General features: G+C 62.7%; 20 protein-coding genes and 1 pseudogene. 10 read left to right on the forward strand and 11 right to left on the reverse strand.

The annotated features are described in order from the left end of the window. Nucleotides 1-35: 35 nt before the first annotated feature. The gene (locus Q9246_RS19395; protein WP_306392343.1) at nucleotides 36-875 is read right to left on the reverse strand and encodes an alpha/beta fold hydrolase; all 840 of its coding nucleotides are present in this window, start codon (nucleotides 873-875) and stop codon (nucleotides 36-38) included. A gap of 81 nt (nucleotides 876-956) precedes the next feature. Then, nucleotides 957-1,436: a hypothetical protein gene (locus tag Q9246_RS19400; RefSeq protein WP_306392344.1), complete on the reverse strand. Its 480-nt coding sequence runs from the start codon at nucleotides 1,434-1,436 to the stop codon at nucleotides 957-959. Between the two features lie 604 nt (nucleotides 1,437-2,040). Between Q9246_RS19400 and Q9246_RS19405 the strand changes: the two genes are divergently transcribed. Further along, a complete protein-coding gene (locus tag Q9246_RS19405) occupies nucleotides 2,041-2,835 on the forward strand; it encodes a 5'-methylthioadenosine/adenosylhomocysteine nucleosidase (protein WP_306392345.1) in 795 nt (264 codons plus the stop codon). Here Q9246_RS19405 and ald read toward each other — a convergent pair. Continuing rightward, nucleotides 2,805-3,920: an alanine dehydrogenase gene (gene ald, locus Q9246_RS19410; protein ID WP_306392346.1), complete on the reverse strand. Its 1,116-nt coding sequence runs from the start codon at nucleotides 3,918-3,920 to the stop codon at nucleotides 2,805-2,807. The genes Q9246_RS19405 and ald overlap by 31 nt on opposite strands. A 107-nt stretch (nucleotides 3,921-4,027) precedes the next feature. Next, entirely contained in the window at nucleotides 4,028-7,675 is a 3,648-nt protein-coding gene (putA, locus tag Q9246_RS19415; protein ID WP_306392347.1) for a trifunctional transcriptional regulator/proline dehydrogenase/L-glutamate gamma-semialdehyde dehydrogenase, read from the reverse strand. Between the two features lie 211 nt (nucleotides 7,676-7,886). Between putA and Q9246_RS19420 the strand changes: the two genes are divergently transcribed. Beyond that, nucleotides 7,887-8,342, forward strand: coding sequence for an Lrp/AsnC ligand binding domain-containing protein (locus tag Q9246_RS19420; protein WP_005664065.1), 456 nt, complete (start codon nucleotides 7,887-7,889; stop codon nucleotides 8,340-8,342). An 85-nt stretch (nucleotides 8,343-8,427) separates the two neighbouring features. Here Q9246_RS19420 and Q9246_RS19425 read toward each other — a convergent pair whose 3' ends face one another. Beyond that, complete coding sequence (locus Q9246_RS19425; protein ID WP_306392348.1) at nucleotides 8,428-9,381, reverse strand: LysR family transcriptional regulator; 954 nt, start codon at nucleotides 9,379-9,381, stop codon at nucleotides 8,428-8,430. A gap of 152 nt (nucleotides 9,382-9,533) precedes the next feature. On the opposite strand from Q9246_RS19425, the gene Q9246_RS19430 reads away from it, so the two are divergent. Beyond that, nucleotides 9,534-9,815: a hypothetical protein gene (locus Q9246_RS19430; RefSeq protein WP_306392349.1), complete on the forward strand. Its 282-nt coding sequence runs from the start codon at nucleotides 9,534-9,536 to the stop codon at nucleotides 9,813-9,815. A gap of 564 nt (nucleotides 9,816-10,379) precedes the next feature. Here the strand turns inward: Q9246_RS19430 and Q9246_RS19435 are convergent. From Q9246_RS19435 to Q9246_RS19450, 4 genes are all read right to left on the reverse strand, one after another. After that, nucleotides 10,380-10,640, reverse strand: coding sequence for a YfhL family 4Fe-4S dicluster ferredoxin (locus Q9246_RS19435; RefSeq protein ID WP_306392350.1), 261 nt, complete (start codon nucleotides 10,638-10,640; stop codon nucleotides 10,380-10,382). A 15-nt stretch (nucleotides 10,641-10,655) separates the two neighbouring features. Beyond that, a complete protein-coding gene (gene coaD / locus Q9246_RS19440; protein WP_306392351.1) occupies nucleotides 10,656-11,156 on the reverse strand; it encodes a pantetheine-phosphate adenylyltransferase in 501 nt (166 codons plus the stop codon). Between the two features lie 121 nt (nucleotides 11,157-11,277). Next, nucleotides 11,278-11,874, reverse strand: coding sequence for a 16S rRNA (guanine(966)-N(2))-methyltransferase RsmD (rsmD, locus tag Q9246_RS19445; RefSeq protein WP_306392352.1), 597 nt, complete (start codon nucleotides 11,872-11,874; stop codon nucleotides 11,278-11,280). Nucleotides 11,875-11,991: 117 nt separating this feature from the next. Further along, the gene (locus Q9246_RS19450; protein WP_306392353.1) at nucleotides 11,992-12,870 is read right to left on the reverse strand and encodes a DUF6279 family lipoprotein; all 879 of its coding nucleotides are present in this window, start codon (nucleotides 12,868-12,870) and stop codon (nucleotides 11,992-11,994) included. Between the two features lie 41 nt (nucleotides 12,871-12,911). Between Q9246_RS19450 and glmU the strand changes: the two genes are divergently transcribed. Continuing rightward, on the forward strand, nucleotides 12,912-14,288 hold the full coding sequence (glmU, locus tag Q9246_RS19455; protein ID WP_306392354.1) for a bifunctional UDP-N-acetylglucosamine diphosphorylase/glucosamine-1-phosphate N-acetyltransferase GlmU: 1,377 nt from the start codon (nucleotides 12,912-12,914) through the stop codon (nucleotides 14,286-14,288). Between the two features lie 124 nt (nucleotides 14,289-14,412). Here the strand turns inward: glmU and Q9246_RS19460 are convergent, their stop codons facing one another. Further along, nucleotides 14,413-14,883, reverse strand: coding sequence for an Lrp/AsnC family transcriptional regulator (locus Q9246_RS19460; RefSeq protein WP_306398230.1), 471 nt, complete (start codon nucleotides 14,881-14,883; stop codon nucleotides 14,413-14,415). 161 nt (nucleotides 14,884-15,044) lie between these two features. Here Q9246_RS19460 and glmS point away from each other — a divergent pair, with 161 nt between their 5' ends. Further along, on the forward strand, nucleotides 15,045-16,874 hold the full coding sequence (gene glmS / locus Q9246_RS19465; protein ID WP_306392355.1) for a glutamine--fructose-6-phosphate transaminase (isomerizing): 1,830 nt from the start codon (nucleotides 15,045-15,047) through the stop codon (nucleotides 16,872-16,874). A gap of 76 nt (nucleotides 16,875-16,950) precedes the next feature. On the opposite strand, the gene Q9246_RS19470 is transcribed toward glmS, so the two are convergent. Then, nucleotides 16,951-17,787, reverse strand: coding sequence for a hypothetical protein (locus Q9246_RS19470; RefSeq protein WP_306392356.1), 837 nt, complete (start codon nucleotides 17,785-17,787; stop codon nucleotides 16,951-16,953). Between the two features lie 431 nt (nucleotides 17,788-18,218). On the opposite strand from Q9246_RS19470, the pseudogene Q9246_RS19475 reads away from it, so the two are divergent. The 5 genes and pseudogenes from Q9246_RS19475 to Q9246_RS19495 all read left to right on the forward strand — a co-directional run. After that, a pseudogene (locus tag Q9246_RS19475) lies at nucleotides 18,219-19,195 on the forward strand (aminotransferase-like domain-containing protein); the annotation flags it as partial. Between the two features lie 183 nt (nucleotides 19,196-19,378). Continuing rightward, complete coding sequence (locus Q9246_RS19480) at nucleotides 19,379-21,187, forward strand: amidohydrolase (RefSeq protein ID WP_306392357.1); 1,809 nt, start codon at nucleotides 19,379-19,381, stop codon at nucleotides 21,185-21,187. A gap of 7 nt (nucleotides 21,188-21,194) precedes the next feature. After that, nucleotides 21,195-22,553, forward strand: a complete 1,359-nt coding sequence (locus Q9246_RS19485; protein ID WP_306392358.1) for an alginate export family protein — start codon at nucleotides 21,195-21,197, stop codon at nucleotides 22,551-22,553. A gap of 20 nt (nucleotides 22,554-22,573) precedes the next feature. Continuing rightward, a complete protein-coding gene (locus tag Q9246_RS19490) occupies nucleotides 22,574-23,449 on the forward strand; it encodes a helix-turn-helix transcriptional regulator (RefSeq protein WP_306392359.1) in 876 nt (291 codons plus the stop codon). 127 nt (nucleotides 23,450-23,576) lie between these two features. Beyond that, nucleotides 23,577-24,452: a helix-turn-helix domain-containing protein gene (locus Q9246_RS19495; RefSeq protein ID WP_306392360.1), complete on the forward strand. Its 876-nt coding sequence runs from the start codon at nucleotides 23,577-23,579 to the stop codon at nucleotides 24,450-24,452. Nucleotides 24,453-24,495 lie beyond the last annotated feature (43 nt).

Genomic DNA, 24,495 nt, shown 5'->3' on the forward strand with positions numbered 1-24,495 from the left:
GTACTGACATGGCGCCGCCCTTCCCTACAGCAGGCTCAGGCCTGGACCGCAGCGTCGGACATCCTGGCAAAATCGATGAGCAGGCTGTTGAGCCGCTCGGCCCCGGACAATTGCAGCCAATGGCCCACGCCATCGATGCGGGCGAATTCGAAACCGGCGCGGCATTGGTCGCGGGTCTCGCGCATCTGCCGTTCGCCAAGTGCGGGATCGTGTTCGCTCCAGACACCCAGCACCGGCACGTCGACCGGTTTCCAACGTCGCGCACCCGAGACCTTCAGATTGGCGCGGTAGTAATTCAAGGCCGCAGTGAGCCGGCCCGGTGGCGACAGGGCGTCGATCCACAGTTGCTGTTGTTCGCGGCTGCGGTTCATCCTGCGCAGCGCCGCCCAGTTGCCCGCCTTCAGGAGTCCCTCGGCCAGGACCGGCGTCACGAACACGCCCATATACCAGAAGCGCAATTTCTGTCCAAACCCTGCCTGCGCGATGGCTTTCGGATGGCCGACCGATAACGCGGCATAACGACTGACCCGCTGCGGCGCATGCATCGCCAGGTGCCAGCCGATTAGCGCGCCCCAATCGTGACCGACCACGGTCGCCTCGTCGATGCCAAGCGCATCCATCAGCTGCACGACGTCGTCAGCCAGGAACTCGATCTTGTAGGCGCCGACGTCATCCGGCATATCGGTCTTGCCGTAGCCGCGCAGGTCGGGAGCGATGACGCGAAAACCGGCCGCGGCCAGGGCCGGAATCTGGCGCCGCCAGATCGCATGGGTGTCCGGAAAACCATGCAGGAGTACGACAGCCGGGCCCTCACCGGCAGTCACGTAATGCATGTTCAGGCCATTCACCCTGGCGTACTGCGACACGACGTTCATTCGTTTCCCCTGCAACGCAGATCGACGGAAACACAGCTTACCAGAACGTAAACGCCTGTCCAGACCCCATCTGTGGATAAGCTATTTGATATTCACAGGTATCGTTTGTGCAGAACTGCGGCTTTTTGCACTGGCAAAAATGTTGTTCAGATTTGCCACCAAGAAGTTTGCCAAGAACTGCACGGACTTGTTCGCAAGGTAAATAGTTGATTTCTCTTCTGTAAACCAAGTTGTCCACAGAGATTGACTACCGTTAACCACTACTATCAATGTTGTATACAGATCTTGGTTGTAAACCTGACGAGCCCGCGAAAAAAAAAATTTCGTCGAATGTGGCAATTCGGCGTAACCGCCTCGGCCATGCCGAACATGCTCGTCAGCGCCAGCCACCTGAGTAATCGACATGCGTCTGTGGAGAACCCGATGAATATCCACAGGATCGAATGTGCAAAAGCGCCCTGCTTTCACACCTCTGCTATTTCTATCCAACTTTCCTACAACGCCGGCACACGCTTTTTCCAGCGGGTTAACGCGACCGTAAACCACTGATGTTGTGGACAAAACCCGGCTTATCCACAAAGTGGCACGCGTTTACTATTACTATCATTTTGTATACAAGCTTTTAGATACAACAATATGAGGAATGCGCACTCTCCAAGCCTGACCGACACCCTGCAAGCGCTTTTCAAGCAGGCACCAACATGCAGGCAACCTCGCCAACACTGGTGACCAGGCAATGAAAACCGGAAGCGCATGTGGAAAAGCCGCTGCATATCCACAGGAGCAGTTGTGCAGAACAAGCCCTTTCTCTGCCAGCGAATTTTTTATCCAAGAACCGTTCAAACCGAACGCAAGCCTTGTCCAGCACGTAAGCGGCGTCGTAAACCATTGATACTGTGGAGTAAACAAGCTTTATCCACAGAGAATGTCGCGTTTACCTACTACTATCAACCTTGTATACATATCTCTTAATTAAATAAGCAAACACATCGCAAGCAAAAAAAGCGTCTTCCAGGAAAAAACCATTCACCCCTTCCAGCAGGAACGTCGATCGCTGCAATGCAAGGACAGTACCCAGGCGAAGCTGTGTACAATCCGTGCCTTATGCACAGTTGCCGTCCTGAACGACGTCAAACCTGTTCCAGCACCTACTCATCAGGAAAAAATGCGCCTAGGAATCATCAGCGCCTTGCACGAAGAACAGGCAGGGCTCGTGGAAGCCATGGAAGGCCCCGCCAAGCTCATTCACGGCAAACGCGAGTTCTGGGTCGGACGACTGTGGGAAATCGACGCTGTGTGCGTTTTATCGCGTATTGGCAAGGTTGCTGCCGCCATGACCGCCACAACGCTTGTGGAAAAGTTCGGAGTTACGCACATCCTATTCACCGGCGTTGCCGGCGTAGGGGATAAAACGATCCGTGTGGGCGACATCGTGGTGGCCGAATCGCTGGTCCAGCACGATATGGACGCCAGCCCCCTGTTTCCGCGTTTCGAGGTGCCGCTCACCGGCCAGACGCGCTTCCACCCCGACCAGAAGCTGTCGTCGCTGCTGTCCAGCGCCGCCCACGCTTTTCTCGAATGCGACTTCCGTGACACGATCGCGCCATCCGAACGCCAGGCTTTCGGGCTGGATCGACCGCGCATGCATCGCGGCCTGATCGCCAGCGGCGACCAGTTCGTCAATGACCGCGAGCGTATCGAGGCGCTCAATGGCGCCCTGCCCGGGCTGGTGGCGGTGGAGATGGAAGGCGCCGCGGTGGCGCAGGTCTGTCACGAGCTGGACGTGCCGTTCGCCGTGATCCGCGCGATTTCGGACAATGCCAATGAAAACGCGGCCCACGACTTCATGCGCTTCGTGAAGTCGGTGGCCGCGCAATACGCTTTCCACATCACCCGGCGCCTGTGCCAGGCGCTTGCGGAAACGCCGTTTCAGCCGAGGAGCGAGTCGGCCGGGGTGTAGTCGTAGCCCAGGGCCTGGGCCACGGCGTCGAAGGTGACCTTGCCCTGGCAGACATTGAGGCCATGGCGCAGGTGGGCATCGTCCGCCAGCGCGCGCCTCCAGCCTTTATTGGCCAACGCCAGGGCGTGGCCGATGGTGGCGTTGTTCAGGGCGAAGGTCGAGGTGCGGGCCACGGCGCCCGGCATATTCGCTACGCAGTAGTGGACCACGCCATCGACCAGGAAGGTCGGATCGGCGTGGGTTGTCGGATGCGAGGTCTCGAAGCAGCCGCCCTGGTCGATCGCCACGTCGACCACCACCGCCCCTTTCTTCATGCGCGACACCATGTCGCGCGTGACCAGCTTGGGCGCCGCGGCGCCCGGCACCAGCACGCCGCCGATCACCAGGTCGGCGGAGAGCACCGCCTCCTCGAGCGCATGGGCGTTGGAATACAGGGTCGAGATGCGGTTGCCGAACACCAGGTCCAGCTGGCGTAGCCGGTCCACGTTCTTGTCGAGCACCGTAACCCGGGCGCCGGTGCCGACCGCCATCTGCAGCGCATTGGTGCCGACCACGCCGGCGCCGATGATGACGATGTGGCCGGCCGCCACGCCGGGCACGCCGCCCAGCAGCAGGCCCATGCCGCCGCGGGATTTCTCGAGGTGGGCGGCGCCGGCCTGGATCGACATGCGACCGGCGACTTCGCTCATCGGGGCCAGCAGCGGCAAGCCGCCGCCGGGGCCGGTGATGGTCTCATAGGCGATGCAGACAGCGCCTGACTTGACCAGGGCCGCGGTTTGCTCGGGATCGGGGGCGAGGTGGAGGTAGGTGTAGAGGATCTGATCTTCGCGCAGCATGGCGCATTCTTGCGCTTGCGGCTCCTTGACCTTGACGATCATCTCGGCGCGTGCGAACACTTCCTGGGCGCTGGTGACGATGGTGGCGCCGGCGGCGGTGTATTCGGCGTCATCCAGGCCGATGTCGTGGCCTGCGCCTTGCTGGACGATGACCTGGTGGCCGCGTGACACCAGTTCATGTACCGAAGGCGGCGTGAGGCCGACCCGGTATTCGTGGTTCTTGATTTCTTTTGGAACGCCTACAAGCATGGTGGTCTCCTGTTGTGGGTTGTTCTTGCTGCTTCTCCTGCGGTTCTCTGTTTGTTGAACGCGTGGGCGGCATAGCCGCCCACCCTACGTCGATATTATGACGATTCTTACAGGCCCAGCGTCATCAGGCTTGCGTTGCCGCCAGCGGCGGTCGTGTTGACGCAGACGGCGCGCTCGGCGACCAGGCGCCACAGGTCCACCGGGACCAGGGCGTCGGTGTCCACGATACCGACGATCGCGCCCGGACGCGCCGCCAGTTGCGTGCGCAGCGTGCCGGCCAGGCCGGTTTCGACCAGCGCGATCGCGATGTCGGCCGCGTCGATCTGTTCCTTGCCGATGAAGGACACGCGTTCCTTCACCGCCGGCGGCAGGTCGGTCGGGATCGATTCCGGTGTTGGCGCCAGCACCAGCGCGCGGTTGCCGGTGGCCAGCGTCGCTGCCAGTTGATTCAGCAGGCCGGCGGAGGTAGCCGGTGCGCACAGCACGGCGCCGCGCGGCGTGAACGACAGGCGGTTGCTTTCGCCGGTCGGGCCAGGCAGGTCCATCGATACGCCGTTGAGCGAGGTGCGCGCGTAGCCGTCGGCCAGCGCGGCCACCGGCTGCTGGTCCTTGGCGCGCAGCCAGCCGGTCAGGGCTTCCAGTGCCGCTTGCGGCTGGCGTGCGTGCTCCGTCAACGGCGCCGCGCCGCGCTGCAGGCGCTTGAGGTAGAGCGGACCGCCTGCCTTGGGACCGGTGCCCGACTTGCCTTCGCCGCCGAACGGCTGCACGCCGACCACCGCGCCGACGATATTGCGGTTGACGTAGATATTGCCGACGTGCGCGCGGGTGACGATGTAGTCGATGGTTTCATCGATGCGCGAATGCACGCCCAGGGTCAGGCCATAGCCGGTGGCGTTGATCGCATCGATCACCGAAGGCAGCTCGGCGCGGCGGTAGCGCACGATGTGCAGCACCGGGCCGAAGACCTCTTGTTTGAGTTCGGCCAGCGAAGCGATTTCGAGGACTGTTGGCGGCACGAAGGTGCCGACGTCGGTCACGCTGGCAGGCAACTCGAGTGCGAAGTGGCTGCGCGCGGTGGCCCGGGTACGCTCGATGTGCGCCATCAGGTTGCGCTGGGCTTCGGCATCGATCACCGGGCCGATGTCGGTCGCCAGGCGATCGGGGCTGCCCACGCGCAGTTCCTGCATCGCCCCCTTGAGCATCCTGACGGTCTTGTCGGCGATATCGTCCTGCAGGAACAGCACGCGCAGCGCCGAGCAGCGCTGGCCGGCCGAGTCGAAGGCCGAGCTCAGGACGTCCTGCACCACCTGCTCCGGCAGCGCCGAGGAGTCGACGATCAGCGCGTTCTGGCCACCGGTTTCGGCCACCAGCGGGATGTCGATGCCTTCTTGTTCGGCGCGCTTGGCCAGGGTGCGGTTGATCAGCTGGGCGACCTCGGTCGAGCCGGTGAAGATCACGCCCTTGATGCGGCTGTCCGCCGTCAGCGCTGCGCCGACCACTTCGCCGCGGCCCGGCAGCAGCTGCAGCGCGGCGCGCGGCGTGCCCGCCTCGAGGAACAGCTGCACCGCGCGGTAGGCGATCAATGGCGTCTGCTCGGCCGGCTTGGCCAGCACCACGTTGCCGGCGGCGAGGGCGGCCGCCACCTGGCCGGTGAAGATCGCCAGCGGGAAGTTCCAGGGGCTGATGCAGCTGACCGGACCGAGGGCCTCGGCCTTGCCCGAACCGCGGATCTGCACCGCGTAGTAGCGCAGGAAGTCGACCGCTTCGCGCAGTTCGGCGATCGCGTTCGGCAGCGATTTGCCCGCTTCGCGCACGGCCAGGGCCATCAATTCCACGCCGTGTTGTTCGAACAGGTCGGCGGTGCGCTCCAGGATCGCGGCGCGTTCGCCGGGGGCGGTGCCGGCCCACTCGCCGGCGAAGGCATTGGCCGCGGCCAGCGCGGTGTCGACGTCGCCGCGCGACGCTTCGCTCACCTGGCCGACGACGTCGCTCGACGCCGCCGGGTTGATCACATTGGCCGGCGCGCCGGCATCGACAGTACCTGCGACCAGCGGGCCGGCCACGTGCGCGCGCTGCTGCGCCAGGCCGTCCGCCAGCCGGGCCAGCACGTCTTCGTTCACCAGGTCCATGCCGGCCGAATTCTTGCGCTCGGCGCCGAACATGTCGAGCGGCAGCGCGATCGCCGGATGCGGCTGGCCGCCGCTGGCGCGCGCGACCTCGAACGGATCGGTGAGCAGGGTGTCGATGGCCACGTTCTCGTCGACGATCTGGTTCACGAACGAGGAGTTGGCGCCGTTTTCCAGCAGGCGCCGCACCAGGTAGGCCAGCAGGGTTTCGTGCGAACCGACCGGCGCATAGATGCGGCAGGCCTTATCGAGGTTCTTGCTGCCCACGACCTGGTCGTACAGGGTCTCGCCCATGCCGTGCAGGCACTGGAATTCGTAGTTGCTGACGTTGTCCTGCCTGGCCCAGGTATAAATCACCGACAGTGTGTGCGCGTTGTGGGTGGCGAACTGCGGATACAGCACGTCGGCGGCCGCCAGCAGCTTGCGCGCGCAAGTCAGGTAAGAGACGTCGGTATGCACCTTGCGCGTGTAGACCGGATAGCCGGGCATGCCATCGACCTGGGCGCGCTTGATCTCGGCGTCCCAATAGGCGCCCTTCACCAGGCGCACCATGAATTTGCGGCCGCTGCGCTTGGCCAGGTCGACCAGGTAGTCGATCACGAACGGGCAGCGTTTCTGGTAGGCCTGCACCACCAGGCCGATGCCTTCGAAGCCGGCCAGGTCGGGGTCAAAAGCGAGGGCCTCGAGCATGTCGAGCGAGATCTCGAGACGGTCGGCTTCCTCGGCGTCGATATTGATGCCGATGTTATAGCTCTTGGCCAGCAGGACCAGGCTGCGCACGCGCGGCAGCAGCTCGCCCATCACGCGCGCGTATTGCGCGCGGCTGTAGCGCGGATGCAGGGCCGACAGCTTGATCGAAATGCCCGGGCCGTCCTTGATGCCGCGGCCGTTCGAAGCCTTGCCGATCGCGTGGATGGCGGTTTCGTACGAGGCGTAGTAGTTCTTCGCATCGCTCTCGGTCAGCGCCGCTTCGCCCAGCATGTCGTAGGAGTAGCGGTAGCCGCGGGTTTCGTTGTCGCGGCTGTTCTTCAGGGCTTCGTCGATGGTCTGGCCGGTGACGAACTGGTTGCCCAGCATGCGCATCGCCATGTCGACGCCCTTGCGGATCAGCGGCTCGCCGCCCTTCGCGATCAGGCGCGTGAGCGCCGAACCGAGTCCCTGCTCGCTATTGGTGCCCACCAGCTTGCCGGTGATGAGCAGGCCCCAGGTAGCCGCATTGACGAACAGCGATGGCGATTCGCCCAGGTGCTTGCGCCAGTCGCCGCGGCTGATCTTGTCGGCGATCAGGCGATCGGCGGTCTCGCTATCCGGGATGCGCAGCAGCGCTTCGGCCAGGCACATCAGCGCCACGCCTTCTTCGGACGACAGCGAGAATTCGTGCATCAGCGCGTCCACGCCCGAGGCGCGGGCACGCTTTTCGCGCACCGCGGAGACCAGGCGATGCGCCAGCGGCTGGGCGTCGGCGCCGGGCGTGGCGCCTTGCGCCAGCAGCCACTGGACCGCTTCCGCCTCGTCGCGGCGGTAGGCGGCGGTGATGGCGGCGCGCAGGGGCGTTTGCTCGCGCCTGGTTTCAGCGTGGAGGGCGTCGAAAGGGACGAAGGTGGAGGCCGGGGAAGCAGCGATCTGCATGGCTATCTAGTCAAAAGAAAAATCACATCGAAGGGCACCGCGCAGCAAAAGCGCCGTCCTGCAAAAGGCAGTCGGCGCGGTTTTTATGTCGGTGGAAATGATTCGATTGTAGAAGGATTTCTTCTGGATTTATTCTGTTTTTAAACCAGACTAGCAATAGATAGTTTTTGATGCGACAATCTGACCGAATAATATTTACGGGAGACACCCGATGTTGGACAAGATCAGCAAGAAGATTCTAGCCGAACTGCAGAATGACGGCCGCATCAGCAACGTGGAACTCGCGGCGCGCGTCAACCTGTCGCCGGCGGCCTGCCTCGAGCGCGTGCGCAAGCTGCATGAATCGGGCTATATCATGGGCTATACGGCCCAGCTCAATCCGCAGCTGCTCGACGTGTCGCTGCTGGTCTTCATCGAGGTGGTGCTCGATCGTACCACTCCCGAGGTCTTCGATGCGTTCAAGCAGAGCGTGCAGATGATTCCCGAGGTGCTGGAATGCCATATGGTGGCGGGCGGCTTCGATTACCTCGTCAAGGCGCGCGTGAAGGACATGGCAGCCTACCGCGAATTCCTGGGCAAGACGCTGCTGCAGAAAGGTGTGCGCGAAACCCACACCTACGCCGTGATGGAAGAGGTCAAGAATACGACGAAGCTGCCGATCCGCTGAGCGCAGCGTCGTCTACAAGGTAAAACGGCCAGGCAATGCCTGGCCGTTTTGTTTCACGTGAAGCAATTTGCGCCGGCTGGCGCTGTCAGACGATCTTGCGCACGCCGGTCTTGGATGCGCTTTCCGCCATCGCTTCAAGGTTCTTGCGCAGCCAGCGGTGGGCCGGACTGCGGCCATCGCGCTCGTGCCACAGCATGTCCAGGTGGACCGCCGGCAGCTGCAATGGCAGCTCTTTCCAGATCAGCACATCGGTCATGCCGGTCGATACCATCAAGTGCTTCGGCAACACGGTGATGAGGTCCGAATTGGCTACCACCCTGCCCGCCGTGAAGAACTGGTTCACCGTCAACAGGATGCGGCGTTCGCGACCGAGCTGGGCCAGCGCCTCGTCGACCAGGCCGTGGGCGCGGCCCGAGAAGCTCACCAGCAAGTGGTTGGCTTTGCAATAGGTATCGAGATCGAGCTTTTCCTTGGCCAGCGGGTGGTCCTTGCGCATCACGCATACATACACGCCCGAATACAGGCGCTCGTGGCGGATCGGCGAGCCGGTTTCGTACGACAACTGGGCCGCGACACCGGGGAAGAAGCCCACCGCCAGGTCGATGTCGCCGCGCAGCAGCATCGGGCGCGGTTCGCGCGTGGTCAGCGGCACCATGCGAATGTTCACGCCCGGCGCTTCGCTTTCGATCGAGCGCATCAGCGACGGCAGCCACAGCGCGGCGGTCGCATCGGCCATCGCCATGCGGAAGGTGGCCTGCGCCTTGGAGACGTCGAAGGTTTCCGGCATTACCGCCGCTTCCAGCGCCGCCAGCGCCTGGCGCACGGCCGGCCACAGGGCTTCGGCGCGCGGGGTCGGCTTGACGCCATAGGCGGTGCGGATCAGGAGTTCGTCGCCCAGGCTTTCCCGTAGACGCTTGATCGCGTTCGACACCGCGGGTTGGGTCATGGCCAGGTGACCGGCGGCACGGGTGAGGTTTTGCTCGGTCATCACCGCGTCGAATACGCGCAGCAGATTCAAGTCAAGCGTCAGGAAGCTCATGAGATTCAGGAGAGATCTGTTGTGAATACAAATGTATGAGTACAAGTGTACCGCAAATCATTCACAAACAGTATAAGGGCCATCAGGGAACAAAATTAGATTTATATGTTGCGACGCACTATAGTTCTCAACAATAACAGAACGAGCCTATCATGTCTTCCGCCACCCTAGTCCAAGCCGCCGCTGCCGTGTCCTACGGCCAGGTGTTCAGCACCACCGTCTATCTTGCCTTGCTGGCTGGCTTCCTCCTGTTCTTCCGCCCATTGCTGGTCGGCATCGGCCGTGCGCTGTACCTGACGGTGCGTCCGCGCCGCAGCAAGGCCGAGATGGCCGCCCGCCGCGCGCTGGATGAAGCGCTGGCGCTCAAACGCAAGCTGGCCAGCCTGGACCCGGTCGACGCCGCCGAAGTGCGCGCCATGGGCATCCGCCACTGATTATCCCCGAACTCCTCCCCTGACGCGGTCTCCGGCAACGGACTCCGCGTTTTTTTTCGTCCCTGCCTGGTGTAAAACTATCCGGAAGTGTCGTCACGCCTGGTGACTTTGCGTTACCGGGCTTTTCTCGCCTCGTGAATTTAATAAAATTCACAAAGAGTCACTATGGGAGTCATGGAGATGAGGATTAGATCATATTTTATCGTATGGATGAGCGAAATTAGAGGATTTTTGGCGTATTTTGACCGGATATGGATGAGAGGCGAAGCTGATGAATTTTTAACTTATTATGTTTGAAGAGATGCGAATTAGAGAAAAATATAACCAAATTAGTAAGTAGATGGATGCGGTTCAACATAGTTCACATTCTTACTATGTATGAATATTACTTATGGTAATAATGCGGCCGAGCCAAAACGACAGACCAAAAAGCATGTAGGAGCGCAGACCAGGTCTGGACGTGTGGAGACGCCGCATGCCGGGCTAGCCGGGATGCAGTCAGGAAGATTCAAGCGGGAATAAAAAAGCCGGCTGAGGCGCCGGCTGGGAGGGGTGTTGAGTGGATCAGGCGACGGCCTTGCCTGCCGTCAGTCGTTCGTACTTGATGAGGAGTTCTTCGCGCGATTCGCGCCAGTCCGGGTTGAGTGGAATGCAGGCGACCGGGCATAGCTGCACGCACTGCGGCTCATCGAAGTGGCCGACGCATTCGGTGCATTTGTGCGGGTCGATCTGGTAATACTCTTCGCCCATCGAAATGGCATCGTTGGGGCATTCGGGTTCGCAGACGTCGCAGTTGATGCAATCGTCGGTAATCAGGAGGGCCATGATACTTCCAGTGGATCAGGCCTTCGGCGCTTGCGCCAGGCTGGCGATCTTCTTTTGCAGCCAGCGGTCGACCGAAGGAAAAACGAATTTGGACACGTCGCCGCCCAGCAGCGCGATCTCGCGCACGATGGTGCCCGAAATGAACTGGTACTGGTCGGACGGGGTCAGGAACATGGTTTCGACATCCGGCAACAGGTAGCGGTTCATGCCCGCCATCTGGAACTCGTATTCGAAATCGGATACCGCGCGCAGGCCGCGCACGATCACGCGGGCGTCGTGCTTGCGCACGAAGTCCTTGAGCAGGCCCGAGAAACTCTCGACCTGCACATTGGGGTAATGGCCAAGCACTTCGTTGGCGATATCCAGGCGTTCTTCGAGCGTGAAGAATGGACGCTTGTTGCGGCTATCGGCGACGCCGACCACCAGACGGTCGAACAGGCCGGATGCGCGACGTACCAAATCCTCGTGACCGCGGGTCAGCGGATCGAACGTACCTGGATAAACGGCTACAACCATTGCGGCTCCCCTCAAATATCACCCTGTTGGAACGCGCATTATGCCTGAAAACATGGCATTCGCCCCAGAGCGGGGCATGGTTTGCCCAATGGCTGTGCGGTTCTTACCGCCCTGGCAAGAGTCAGGCGCCTGTTTCCTGCAGCTTCAGCAAATGGTAGTAGACCATGCCCGCCTTGTCGGCGCGCACCGCTTCCCAGCCACGCAGCCATTCGGGAGCGTCGTCGCCCCCGGCCGGCAGCGGCGCCTCGGCTTCCGCGTACACCATGCCGCCTTCGGTCAGTAATGCCGCGCACAGCGGCAGGGTCTTGGCCAGCAAATCCTGCTGATACGGCGGATCGAGGAAGATCACGTCGAAACGCTGGCCGCGGGTGGCCAGGTCGCGCGCCAGGGTCAGGGCATCGGCGCGCAGGATGGTGACGTTGGCGGCCTTGAGCTTGTCGCGGTTGGCTTCCAGCTGGCGTACCGCCGGGCCGTGGTTGTCGGCCATGGTCACCGCCGCGGCGCCGCGGCTGGCCGCTTCGAAACCGAGCGCGCCGGAACCGGCATACAGGTCGAGCACGGTAGCCTGGTCCCAGTCGCCGCCAAGCTGGTGGTTGATCCAGTTGAACACGGTTTCGCGCACGCGGTCCGGCGTGGGGCGCAGGCCGAGGGCGTCGACTACCGGCAGCAGCATACGTTTCCAGGTACCGCCGATGATGCGCACCTGGTGCGGGGCCATGCGCGGCGCGCCATGGGGTTTGGCGGCGGCCTGGGGCCTTGATTTGATGGACTTTCTTTGCATGGGCGGCACTATAGCATGCAGGTTTGCGCGCTTGCCGGGGCCGCCCTTCCCACCTTATTTACCGGCCGCCAGCGCTTCGAAATCGTTGATCCAGCCCTGCATGCGCTCTTGCGCATGCGCCTTCTGCTGCGGCGTCGCCAGTCGCAGCGCGGTCAGGATGTATGTGGTCGTATGCTCGAGGCTGGCGTCATAGAAGGCCTTGCGCTCGGGCGACTCCATGCGCGTGAACAGCTCGCGCATCAAGCCCTGCACCCGGGCCGTGGTCTGTTCGCGGTTGAGCTTTTTCTGCTGCACTTCTTGCAGCAGCGCCAGAATGCGGCGCTGGCGGTACTGGCGTTCTTCGAGCCACTGCTGGTTGTCGAGCGGGCGCAGGTCGGACGCCCGCCGCAGGGCGGCTTCCTGCTCGCTGCTGAAGCGGCCGAACCACAGTTCCATCTGTTCCATCGATTTTTTATAACGCGCGCGCTGGCGCTTCTCGACGCTGCCGCTCATGAACTTGCGGCGGTATTCGTCGTTCTTGTCCTTGAATTTCTTGTCGATATGGGCGATTTGCGCCGGCGTGATCGACATGGCCAGCGTCGTCAGTTCCGGCACGGCGCGCTGGGCCAGGCGTTCGCCGCGCACGCGGATCTCGCGATAGGCCTGGACCAGGTCGGCCTGGCTCGGATTGCCAGCGACTTTCTTCTGGAACGTGCCGAGCAGCGCGGCATAATCGCGCAACTGGGTCTGGCGATGCCACTGGAATAATCCATTGATGTCGCGCTTGGCGATGTCGGCCTGTTGTCCTTCCAGGTCGACATAGGAGTTGATCCACCAGTACAGTAGGGTGTCGCCCTGGTTGTACGAGAAGCGAATGGTGCTGCAACCCGCCGCCAACGCCATCAGGGCGATGGCCAGCAGCGCTAGGGTGCGCCGGAACACGGTATCTCGCATGCTAGAATTTTTCATATTTTCAACTTTTTTGAGAACGGCTTATGAACGTTGTGATCCTCGCCGCCGGCATGGGCAAACGCATGCAATCCGCCCTGCCGAAAGTCCTGCATCCATTGGCTGGTAAGCCGTTGTTGCGCCACGTTATCGATACGGCCCGTGGCTTGAGTCCGCAGAAATTATGCGTGATTTACGGCCACGGAGGCGCAGCGGTGCCCGAGATGGTCGCCGCCCTGGCGCAAGAGACCGGCACCGCGATCGACACCGCGCTGCAGCAGCCGCAGCTCGGCACCGGCCATGCGGTGATGCAGGCCGTGCCGCAACTGGACGATGCCAGCGCCACCCTGGTGCTGTACGGCGACGTGCCGCTGACCACGGCCGATACCCTGCGCAGCCTGGTGGAAGCCGCCGGCAGCGACAAGCTGGGCATTCTTACCGTCGAGCAGGCCAATCCTTTCGGCCTGGGCCGTATCGTGCGCGAAAACGGCAAGATCGTGCGCATCGTCGAAGAAAAGGATGCCAGCGAGGCCGAGCGCGCCATCCGCGAAATCAATAGCGGCATCATGGCGATCCCGACCCGCCACCTCAAGAAGTGGCTGGCCGCGCTGTCCAACAACAATGCCCAGGGCGAGTACTACCTGACCGATATCGTGGCCCAGGCCGTGGCGGATGGCGTGCCGGTCGTCTCGGCCAGCCCGTCCGGCGAATGGGAAGTGGCTGGCGTCAACAGCAAGGTGCAGTTGGCCGAGCTCGAGCGCCGTCATCAGCTGAACATCGCCCATGCCCTGCTGGAAAAAGGCGTGACCTTGATGGATCCGGCGCGCATCGACGTGCGTGGAGAACTGATCTGCGGCCGCGATGTCGTGATCGACGTCGGTTGCGTGTTCGAAGGCCGGGTGGAACTGGCCGACGGTGTGAAGATCGGCGCCAATTGCGTGCTGGTCGGCGCCACGGTCGGCGCCGGGGCCAATATCAAGCCGTTCTGCCATATCGAAGACGCCGCGATCGGCGCCGCATCGCAGATCGGGCCGTATGCGCGCCTGCGTCCCGGCACCGAGCTGGGCGAGGATGTGCATGTGGGTAACTTCGTCGAGGTCAAGAACAGCACCGTGGCCGCGCACAGCAAGGCCAACCACCTGGCCTATATCGGCGACGCCACCATCGGTTCGCGCGTGAACATCGGCGCTGGGGTCATCACCTGCAACTACGATGGCGCCAATAAATTCCGCACCGTGATCGAAGACGAGGTCTTCGTCGGCAGCGACAGCCAACTGGTGGCGCCGGTGACGATCGGCAAGGGCGCTACCCTGGGCGCCGGCACCACGCTGACCAAGGATGCCCCGGCCGGCAAGCTGACCATCTCGCGGCCCAAGCAAATGACGATCGAAGGATGGACGCGGCCGGTGAAAGTGAAGAAGTAATCCACCGGCTATCGACAGGGTAATCACAGCAAGTGAACAGGATAAACACAGGGTTTTACCGTGCTTACCCCCTGTTCATCCACCTGGTCTTCCACAATATTATCCACAGGCCGCGGCCTGGGTTTCAGACGTCGACCCGGGTATCGAACTTGCTTCGGCGGGTCGAAAAATAGGCTTTCACGTTGCGCACATTGGCGTGCGACGTGAACAGCCGGTGCGCCAGCGCGTGATAGGCGGGCATGTCGGCGACCTGCACCACCAGCACGAAGTCCGGCCCCGGCGACACCCGGTAGCACTGCAGCACGGCCGCTTCCCTGGCGGCCAGCTGCTCGAATTCTTCCATCCGCTCGGCAGCCTGCACATCGAGCGTGATTTCGACGATGGCGCTCAAGCGGCTGCCGACCTTGTCGGGCGCCACGATCGCCACCTGGCGCTCGATGACGCCGCTTTCCGTCAGCTGCTTCATGCGGCGCAGGCAAGTCGGTGGCGATACATGCACAAGGGCCGCGAGTTCGGCGTTCGTATGCGATGCATCAGTTTGCAAAATGTTCAGGATGCGACGATCGAGGTCGTCGAGCGGCGGTAATTCGGTCATCGTCATGAAATATTCAATCGATTTTATTCATTATGTGAAACAGGATTTCTTGACTATCCTGATATGAAATAATCTAACAAATTTGGCTGCACACTGAAAGCTAATTTCATTAAGATTGCTCTACGATAAGACTCAACAGTTCCCTATTTGAGAGGTTAGCCATGTGCGGTATCGTCGGCGCAGTCGCCAAACGTAATATCACCCCAGTCCTGATCGAGGGCCTGAAACGGCTCGAATACCGTGGATATGACTCCTGCGGCGTCGCCGTCCACCTGGACGGCCGCCTGACCCGCTCGCGCTCCACCTCGCGCGTGGCCGATCTCGAATCGCAAGTCAAGGAAGCCAGCCTCGACGGCTTCACCGGCATCGCCCACACCCGCTGGGCCACCCACGGCGCCCCGGCGTCGCACAATGCCCACCCGCACTTCTCGCCCACCGAGGACAATGCGCGCATCGCACTTGTCCACAACGGCATCATCGAAAACCACGACGAACTGCGCGCCGAACTGACCGGCCTGGGCTACAAGTTCACGAGCCAGACCGACACCGAGGTCATCGCCCACCTGGTCGACCACATGTACACCGGCGACCTGTTCGAGACCGTGCAGCAGGCCGTCAAGCGTCTGCACGGCGCCTACGCGATCGCCGTGTTCTGCCGCGAAGAACCGCACCGCGTGATCGCCGCGCGCCAGGGCTCGCCGCTGATCGTCGGCGTCGGCAAGGACGAGAACTTCGTCGCCTCCGACGCGATGGCGCTGGCCGGCACCACCGACCAGATCATCTATCTCGAAGAAGGCGACGTGGTCGACCTGCAACTGGCGCGCTACTGGATCGTCGACGTCGACGGCCGCCCGGTCGAGCGCGAAGTGAAAACCGTGCACGCCCACACCGGCGCGGCCGAGCTCGGCCCATACCGCCATTACATGCAGAAAGAGATCTTCGAGCAGCCGCGCGTGATCGGCGACACCCTCGAAGGCGTGACCGGCGTGATGCCGGAACTGTTCGGCGACGGCGCCTATGCTGTGTTCAAGAAAATCGACCGCGTGCTGATCCTCGCTTGCGGCACCAGCTACTACGCCGGTCTCACCGCCAAGTATTGGATCGAGTCGGTGGCCAAGGTGCCGGTGAATGTCGAGATCGCCAGCGAATACCGCTACCGCGACAGCGTGCCGCATCCCGACACGTTGGTCGTGACCATCTCGCAAAGCGGCGAAACGGCCGACACCCTGGCCGCACTCAAGCATGCGCGCAGCCTGGGCATGGAACACACGCTGACCATCTGCAACGTCTCGACCAGCGCCATGGTGCGTGAATGCCAGCTGGCTTACATCACCCGCGCCGGCGTCGAAGTGGGCGTGGCGTCGACCAAGGCGTTCACCACCCAGCTGGCCGCGTTGTTCCTGTTGACGCTGACCCTGGCGCAAGTCAACGGCCGCCTGACCGATGCCGAGGAAACCGACCACCTCAAGATGATGCGCCACCTGCCGGTCGCGCTGTCGTCGGTGCTGGCGCTGGAGCCGCAGATCATTGCCTGGGCCGAGGAATTCGCGCGCAAGGAAAACGCCCTGTTCCTGGGCCGCGGCATCCACTATCCGATCGCGCTGGAAGGCGCGCTCAAGCTCAAGGAAATCTCGTATATCCACGCGGAGGCGTATCCGGCTGGTGAACTCAAGCATGGTCCGCTGGCGCTGGTGACTGAAGAGATGCCGGTGGTGACGATTGCGCCGAACGATGCGCTGCTCGAGAAGCTGAAGTCGAATATGCAGGAAGTTCGGGCGCGTGGCGGTCAGTTGTATGTGTTTGCGGACGTCGATTCGCGTATTACTTCAGGCGATGGGGTGCATGTGATTCGCTTGCCGGAGCACTATGGGCTGTTGTCGCCGATTCTGCACGTGGCGGCGCTGCAGTTGCTGGCTTATCACACGGCGCTGGCGCGTGGGACTGATGTGGATAAGCCGCGTAATCTGGCGAAGTCGGTGACGGTTGAGTAAGGCGTCAAGCGCTGCCTCAAGTTCCATGGCGCGTCCGGCATTCCTGAGGCCTTACGCAATAGACCTGATCGAACATTTATGAGTTCTCGCCGAACATCGACGCTGCGGGGCCACGAACTATTTCGGCCCCGTTGTCGCCGATTCTGCAGGTAAAGGTATGCCGGTCGGCACCCGCAACGGTTTTGGAATAGAACCGGTACATCTCGGATGGAGAGTCCACCTGGATGTCAAACGAGATCGACCGGATCTTGTGCTTCGATGCGAGCTGCGTCAGCCGGTTTTCGAGTTCGCCTTCTTCTTTGCTCTTGTTGAGCTCCTGAACTTCGGTGCTGAAGTATTTAATCAGGGCCTTTTCGAGGATGCGTCCTTCTTCATCGACCCGAACCTCATCGATCATCGAATTGGCAACAATGAAGTTGAAAGCGCTGCTCGGTGTCCCTGCAATTGCCAGAACCTTGAAGAGATTGTAGAAGATAAAGAAGTCGTGCTCTGTACTGGAAACCTTGTACAGCATGTCTGTGAGACCACGGTGTTCGCGGTTGAGCGGACGATCATCGGGATTCTTGGTATAGCCGACATAATCGATTTCGGTGTCGATCCCAAATTCGATGCCGACCATGTCGAAATAATCGTGAACTGAATACGAGATCTTGTGACCCGGAGGATGGTGAAACGTGATGAAGCGGTCAGACACCTCGACTGGCGGCGTAATTCTTTTATCGCTTGCGTGATCACGCATCGTCGTCGTCGTTTTCAACAGCTTGCGTGACGCTCCCACTTCGACATAGAGGATCAGGTTCCTGCCGATCAAGGAATACCGGGGTTTTTTGGACGTGCAGAACCTGAGCTTGGTTCTAGAGGCAAGAAAATAGATGAACCGTTTATCCAGCTGGGTCTCGACTGTCTTCTTCAAACGCTTCAGGAAGTTTGCAATCTGCTGCTTCGTGTCGAAGCCTTCAGGCGGATGAACCAGCAGGTCGTACCAGAAATAGGTGGATTGGTCGATTTCGATATGCTAGCGCTTCTCCGCATCGGTATAGGCTGGCTGATTCCGCATGAAGTCAAAGATCCCCCGGGCCACTGCATCCTCCACTAGATATTTTGTAGATTTGCAACATTCCTTATCATAGCGGATGTTTGGAGGTCTTATCTCTATGTAGATCAGCCTGCCAAGGCTACCCGACAGCCTCACTGGTAAAGTCGCGCCCGCGCCTGTGAATTCCGGCCGAATTCTCTGCCATCAAGGCATGGTCAAGTCCAGACTAAGCCTGCTGACAAGAGCCCACGCAATCAGCCCCCAGCGCCAGCAGCGACAGCGTGAAGACCTGAGCATGACCACCCCGCCACCTGGGCGGCGGTAGCGACTCCGACCGCAAGGCTGGCGCCAATTGGCTCGCACCGATATTCGGCCCCCTGGATGCGCGACAGCTTGTCGTCTGCCCAGATGCGCAAGCCGCGATCGCCGCTCTGATCCTTGCACTGACCGATCCCGGCGACGTCATCCTGGCAGAGCCAACGACTTATCCCGGCCTGCGCGCCGCAGCGACCCAGTTCGGCCGCCGCATCGTTGCGGTGGGAGCAGACAAGCACGGCATGCTGCCCGCAATGCTCGAGCAAGCCTGCCGCCAGCACAAGCCCAAGCTGGTCTACCTCAATCCAACCTTGCACCGCCATCACCATCCCGGAACGCCGGCGTAGGAGCTCGCCAGCATCGCGCAGCGCTGCAATGTCCGCATCGTCGAGGACGATCCCTACTGGCTCCTTGCCGAGGCCCCGCCGCCGCCGATTGCCACGTTCGCCCCGCAACACGTGGCCTACATCTCGACCCTGTCGAAATGCCTGACACCAGGCTTGCGCGTCGCCTTCGTCCTCCTGCGCGACCCGCACGAACGCGAACGTTTCCTGGTCGCGCTCAGATCGTTTCGCTGATGGCCGCACCCCTGACGGCCGCCCTGGCTACCCAGTGGATCCTCGACGGTTCGGCCGGCCGATTGATGGAAGGCGTACGCACCGAGGCGCGCCTGCACCACCGGATGGCGCGGGATATCCTGGTGGGCCGCTACGGCGGCTCCGGTGACGGCCTGCACGTATGGCTCGAGCTGCCGGCCTACTGGAACTCCACGCAGCTTGCGCGCGCCGCCGACAGCGAAGGCATCGCAGTCACGCCGGCGGAGGCATTCGCCACAGGCGACGATTCCGTGAACGCAATCCGCATCTCCCTGGGCAGCATCAAGGACCGCGGCCGCTTGCAGGCCGGTCTTCAACGACTATCCCACCTGCTTGCGCGGCGGCCCGAGCCGTCCAGCATCGCCGTGGTTTAAACGATCGCGGATGCTCACCTCTAATGAGCAAATCATGCTGCCAATAGCAAAATCGATCAGTGACCGTACTGATCCGTATAGGTAACCTCTCCCCATCCAACGCACCCCGCTGCCAGGCCAGGTTCGCCGACCGCAATTGCCGCAGCGTAGCGTTCTTTCAAATCCATCGAATGGGGAGTGGCAGTGAAGTTCATACTAGTGATCGGATTCATGCTGATGAATGGCCTGGCCAATGCACACGCACAAGCCAGTCAAGACACCCCAGGCGCCGACCTGATCGTCCATAACGCCAAGATCTACACCGGCAACGCCGCCCAACCCGCCGCATCCGCCCTGGCCGTCAAGAACGGCCGCATCTACTCGGTCGGCACCGACGCCGAAATGCTGGCCCTGAAAACCGCCAGCACGAAAATCATCGACTCGCGCGGCCGCCGCCTGATCCCAGGCATCATCGACGCCCACACCCACATCCTCAACGAAGGCGGCTACAACTACACCTTGCGCTGGGACGGCGTGCCGACCTTGCGCCAGGCGCTGGCGATGCTGGGCGAACAAGCCAGGCGCACCCCGGAAGGCCACTGGGTCAAAGTGGTCGGCGGCTGGTCGCCCTACCAGTTCAAGGAAAACCGCTTCCCCACCATGGACGAACTGCGCAAGGCCGTTCCCAATCGCCCGTTCATCGTGCAGTACGCCTACAACCGCGCCTTCCTGAACCAGCAGGCGATGGATGCGCTGGGCGTGGGCACCGACAAGTTCCCGGTCTTGCCAGGCACCGAATTCGAAAAGGATGCGCAGGGCAAGAATACCGGTGTGATCATTGGTAACACGTTCCAGTACATCGCCATCGAGACCATGGTGCCGCAGCTGACGTTCGATGAAGAAGTAAGCTCGCTGGTCCAGACGGTCCACAGTCTCAACCGCGTCGGGGTCACGTCCATCGTCGATGCGGGCACGGGCTTCCGCGGCTATCCCAAGGCCCAGCGCACCGTGGACGCCCTCGCCCGCGACAACCGCCTCAACATCCGCATGCCCTTCATGGACATCCAGTTCGGCGAAGGCGCCGACTTCAATGTGGTCGATGCGCAGATCACCGCGATCACGAAGACGGCGCCGATCGGTCCCGGTCACAACCTGCACCCGCACCTGGCCCATGGCCATTCCTACCAGGGCGCCGGCGAACTGCTGTCGGTAGAGGTGCATGACCACGAAAACTTCGACCGTCCGGCGATCATCATCGAGCCGGCCAAGATGCACCAACTGGTGGAACGCGATATCTCCAAGCTGATCCAGCGGCGCATTCCGTTCCGCGAGCACATCAGCTACGACGAGAACATCACGCCCTTCCTCGATGCGCTTGAGAAGCAGAACGCGAAGACACCGATCGACGGCCTGCGCTGGAGCCTCGAGCACGCCGAGACCATCAGCCCCGCCAATATCGCCCGGGTGAAGGCGCTGGGCGGCGGCATCGCGCTGGACGCCAAGATGGCGATGCATGGCGATGGCTTCATCAAGACCCACGGCCGCGACAAGGCCTTGCTGACGCCGCGCCTGCGCGAGCTGGTCGACAGCGGCATCCCGCTGGCGATGACCACCGACGCCTTCCGCGCATCCTCGTTCAATCCGTGGATCGGCATCAGCTGGATGGTGTCCGGTAAGTCGGTCTCCGGCGCCGAAGTGCTGGCCAAGGACAACCGCCTGTCGCGCGCCGAAGCGCTGGGGCTGTTCACGCGCAAGGCGGCGTGGTTCATGAACACCGAAACCGAGATGGGCATGATCGCCCCCGGCCAGCTCGCCGACTTCGTGCTGCTGGACCGTGATTACTTTGCGGTGCCGGAATCGCAGATCGGCGCCATCTCGTCGGTCCTGACCGTCATGGATGGCCGCGTGGTGTACGGCGCCCAGGAGCACCAGGCGCTGTCGCCAACCTTGCCCGAGATCCTGCCCGCCTGGTCGCCGATCAAGCACTTCGGCGGCTACTATCAGGCCAGGTAGGGTAGGTGTGCGCGCAGCGTGGCTCGGCCTTCCCCTGCTATTGATGGCCGACGCCGCGCTGGCGCAGTTCAAGCCATTGCGCTTCGACGACGATTTCAGGGCCCAGCGCCAGGCGTGCATTGCGAACGACAGCGCCAGCGCGTGCTGGAAAGACCGCCCGCTCGCGGATGCTGTACGCCTGAGCATCGGCGGCGACCTGCGCCTGCGCTACGAGCACACCGGCAATCCGCGCTACGGGCTGGAACGCGAGGACCGATGGGGCGTGCTGATGCAGCGCGCTTCCATCTTCGCCGACCTGCGCCTGGGCGAACAGTGGCGCGGCTTCGCCCAGCTGTCCCGTTCCACCACCAACGGTCGCATCGCCGGCCCCTCGCCGGTGGACGAGAACCGGCTCGACCCCGGTAACCTGTTCGTCGAATGGCAATCAGACAGGGATGGCGCCGCCCGCGTCGGTATGCGGGTCGGCATCCAGGAACTGCAGTTCGGATCGGGACGCATGGTCGATGCCCGCGAAGGCCCCAACGTGCGGCGCAGCTTCGAGGCCGTGCGCGCCTATGCGACGGGCGGCGCCTGGCGCGTCGATGCCTTCGCCGCCGCGCCGCGCCAGAACCTGCCGGGTACCTTCGATGACGTCCAGTCGCCGACCCAGGCACTGCGCGGCGTCTACGCGACCCGCAGCGGCGGCCTCACCTCCTGGGACCTCTACGCGCTGCACTACGAAGACACCGTCGCCCGTTATGTGCAAGGCCAGGCGCACGAGCGGCGCTGGGCGCTCGGCACCCGCCTGTTCGGCAGCCGCGATGCCTGGGACTGGAACTGGGAATTCGCCGTGCAGGGCGGGCACTTCGGCCACGCCGACATCCGCGCCTGGTCGCTCGCCACCGATACGGGTTACACCTTCGCCGACGTCGCCGGCCGGCCGCGGGCGGGGCTGCTGCTCGCCGTCGCCAGCGGCGACAAGGATCCTGGCGACGACCGCCTCGGCACCCTCAATCCCTTTTACCCGCGCGGTAATTATTTTGGCGACGAGGCGACGCTCGGGCCACGCAACTTCTTCAATATCCACCCGGCGCTGACGATGCAGCTGGCGCCCGGCGTCCAGCTCAACGCCAGCCTCGATTTCTTCTGGCGCCACAGCACCCGCGATGGCGTGTATGCTCCCAACGGCATGCTGCTGCGTCCCGCCGGCGACAGCCGTGCGCGCTATGTGGCGACCATCGCCTCGCTCGGCGCCACCTGGACCCTGGCCCCCGGCTGGACGTCGACCGCGGTGGTCGCCTACGGAAAACCTGGCGCCTTTCTGCGCGAGACCGGCGCCGACGATGCGCTGAGCTTCGTCAGCGTCGGCGCGCAGTACCGGTTCTGATCAACAGTGATTGCATGACCATGTCGAACGCACCTGACCTTCCCGAGAACGTGGCAATGGTGAAAACCTCCAATCGCAGCTGGAACGGCGTGCAGGTCGAGCGCCACGAGTACACCTGCACCGGCAGGGTCCTGTTCCCGGTGGAGCGCGATGAAGCACTCACCTGGCTGGGCGCCCAGCTCGAAGAGGTCGGCAGCGACCACATCCAGGCCAGGCTGGCGCCCGACACCCCCAACCCGCACGACTACACGCCGCGGCCCCTGTACATCGCGCCGGCCGACATGGCGCTGTGGGCGCATTCCGCCGATGCCCGCTACCTCAGGTGCGCCACGTTCAGCTTCGACGCCAGGCTGCTCCAGGAACGGCTGGGGCTATCCGATGCCCTTGGCACGATCGACATCCCCCGCTTCGGCTTCGCCGACGACCGCGTGTGGACCCTGATCGGCTTGCTGACCGATGCGATCGACAACCCCGATCCCACCGCCCAGCTGTATGGCGACTCGCTCACCGCGGCGATCGCGGCCAGGCTGTTCGAGCGCCCCCGGCAGCCTAAGGGCAGCGAGGGCAAGCTGTCCCCGATCCAGCTCAGGGATGCGATGGGTTATCTCGAGGCCAGGATGCCGGCGCGGGTCGAGCTTGCGGCGCTGGCGGAACTGGCCGGCTTGTCGCAGTCGCATTACAGCCGCGCCTTCAAGGCATCGACCGGCATGGCGCCCTACCAGTGGCAGCTGCAGTCGCGTGTCGAACGCGCCAAGGACTTGCTGCTCAACACCAATGGCCGTCTGCAGGATGTGGCGGAAGCGACCGGCTTTGCCGACGCCGTGCACTTCGGCCGCACCTTCCGCAAGATCACCGGCGCCACGCCGGCCGCGTGGCGGGTCGACCGGCTCGGCTAGGGTCCGGGTTGCGCATCCGGCGACACAGCATTACCGGATGCGCAGCTAGATCGCGCTCGAGCGGGTAAGGATAATGGGCCGGATGCCGGCGTGGTCCTGGCGGCTTGACCACGAGGAGGAGTGACCGATGTCGAACACGCTCGAACTTCCCGACAACGTGGCGATGCTGACGACGTCCAGCCGTTGCTGGAACGGCGTGAACGTCGACCTGATCGAGTACACCTGCACCGGCCGGGTCCAGTTCCAGCTGAAGCGCCATGAGGGGACGACCCGGCTCGGCACCAAGCTCGAAGAGGTTGGCCGGGGCCATGCCGAACCCAGGTCGGCGCCCGACGTGCCGAATCCCCATCCCTACACGCCGCGGCCCATGTATGTCGCGCCGGCGGAGATGGAGCTGTGGGGCTATGCGGCGGATGCCCGCTACCTGAAGTGCGCGGCGATCAGCTTCGACGCCAGGCTGCTGCGCGAGCGCCTGGGCCTGTCCGGATCGCTGGAACCGGTCGACGTTCCCCGCCTGCGCTTCTCGGATGACCGCGTGTGGACATTGATTAATCTGCTGACCGACGCGATCGACGACGCCGATCCCGCGTCCCAGTTGTACGGCGATTCGCTGATCGCGGCGATTGCGGCCAGGCTGTTCGAGCGACCCAGGCAGGCCAAGGGCGGCCTGCGCGGGCTCTCGACGATCCAGCTCAGGGACGCGATCGCTTACCTCGAGGCGAACATGCCGGCGCGGGTGGAGCTCGCGGCACTGGCGGAACTGGCCGGCCTGTCGCAGTCGCACTACTGCCGCGCCTTCAAGGCCTCGACCGGGCTGGCGCCCTACCAGTGGCAGTTGCAGGCGCGCATCGAGCGCGCCAAGGGCCTGCTGTTGAATACCAACCGCTGCCTGGAGGAGGTCGCCGAAGCGACCGGCTTCGCCGACGCGGTGCACTTCGGCCGTACCTTCCGCAGGATGACCGGCGCGACCCCGGCCGCATGGCGGATGGACAGGCTGTCCTGAAACTATGCCTATTTACCGACAAAGTAAATGGCCCAACGTCCTG

The organism is Telluria beijingensis (genome assembly GCF_030770395.1).
Classification (GTDB): Bacteria; Pseudomonadota; Gammaproteobacteria; order Burkholderiales; family Burkholderiaceae_D; genus Telluria; species Telluria beijingensis.

Coding starts and splice junctions, on each gene's coding strand:
- Q9246_RS19490 (WP_306392359.1), top strand. CDS start 22,574: ATGTCGAACGCACCTGACCTTCCCGAGAACGTGGCAATGGTGAAAACC.
- Q9246_RS19450 (WP_306392353.1), bottom strand. CDS start 12,870: ATGCGAGATACCGTGTTCCGGCGCACCCTAGCGCTGCTGGCCATCGCC.
- ald (WP_306392346.1), bottom strand. CDS start 3,920: ATGCTTGTAGGCGTTCCAAAAGAAATCAAGAACCACGAATACCGGGTC.
- rsmD (WP_306392352.1), bottom strand. CDS start 11,874: ATGGCCCCGCACCAGGTGCGCATCATCGGCGGTACCTGGAAACGTATG.
- coaD (WP_306392351.1), bottom strand. CDS start 11,156: ATGGTTGTAGCCGTTTATCCAGGTACGTTCGATCCGCTGACCCGCGGT.
- Q9246_RS19495 (WP_306392360.1), top strand. CDS start 23,577: ATGTCGAACACGCTCGAACTTCCCGACAACGTGGCGATGCTGACGACG.
- glmS (WP_306392355.1), top strand. CDS start 15,045: ATGTGCGGTATCGTCGGCGCAGTCGCCAAACGTAATATCACCCCAGTC.
- Q9246_RS19420 (WP_005664065.1), top strand. CDS start 7,887: ATGTTGGACAAGATCAGCAAGAAGATTCTAGCCGAACTGCAGAATGAC.
- putA (WP_306392347.1), bottom strand. CDS start 7,675: ATGCAGATCGCTGCTTCCCCGGCCTCCACCTTCGTCCCTTTCGACGCC.
- Q9246_RS19405 (WP_306392345.1), top strand. CDS start 2,041: ATGCGCCTAGGAATCATCAGCGCCTTGCACGAAGAACAGGCAGGGCTC.
- Q9246_RS19430 (WP_306392349.1), top strand. CDS start 9,534: ATGTCTTCCGCCACCCTAGTCCAAGCCGCCGCTGCCGTGTCCTACGGC.
- Q9246_RS19460 (WP_306398230.1), bottom strand. CDS start 14,883: ATGACCGAATTACCGCCGCTCGACGACCTCGATCGTCGCATCCTGAAC.
- glmU (WP_306392354.1), top strand. CDS start 12,912: ATGAACGTTGTGATCCTCGCCGCCGGCATGGGCAAACGCATGCAATCC.
- Q9246_RS19435 (WP_306392350.1), bottom strand. CDS start 10,640: ATGGCCCTCCTGATTACCGACGATTGCATCAACTGCGACGTCTGCGAA.
- Q9246_RS19395 (WP_306392343.1), bottom strand. CDS start 875: ATGAACGTCGTGTCGCAGTACGCCAGGGTGAATGGCCTGAACATGCAT.
- Q9246_RS19425 (WP_306392348.1), bottom strand. CDS start 9,381: ATGAGCTTCCTGACGCTTGACTTGAATCTGCTGCGCGTATTCGACGCG.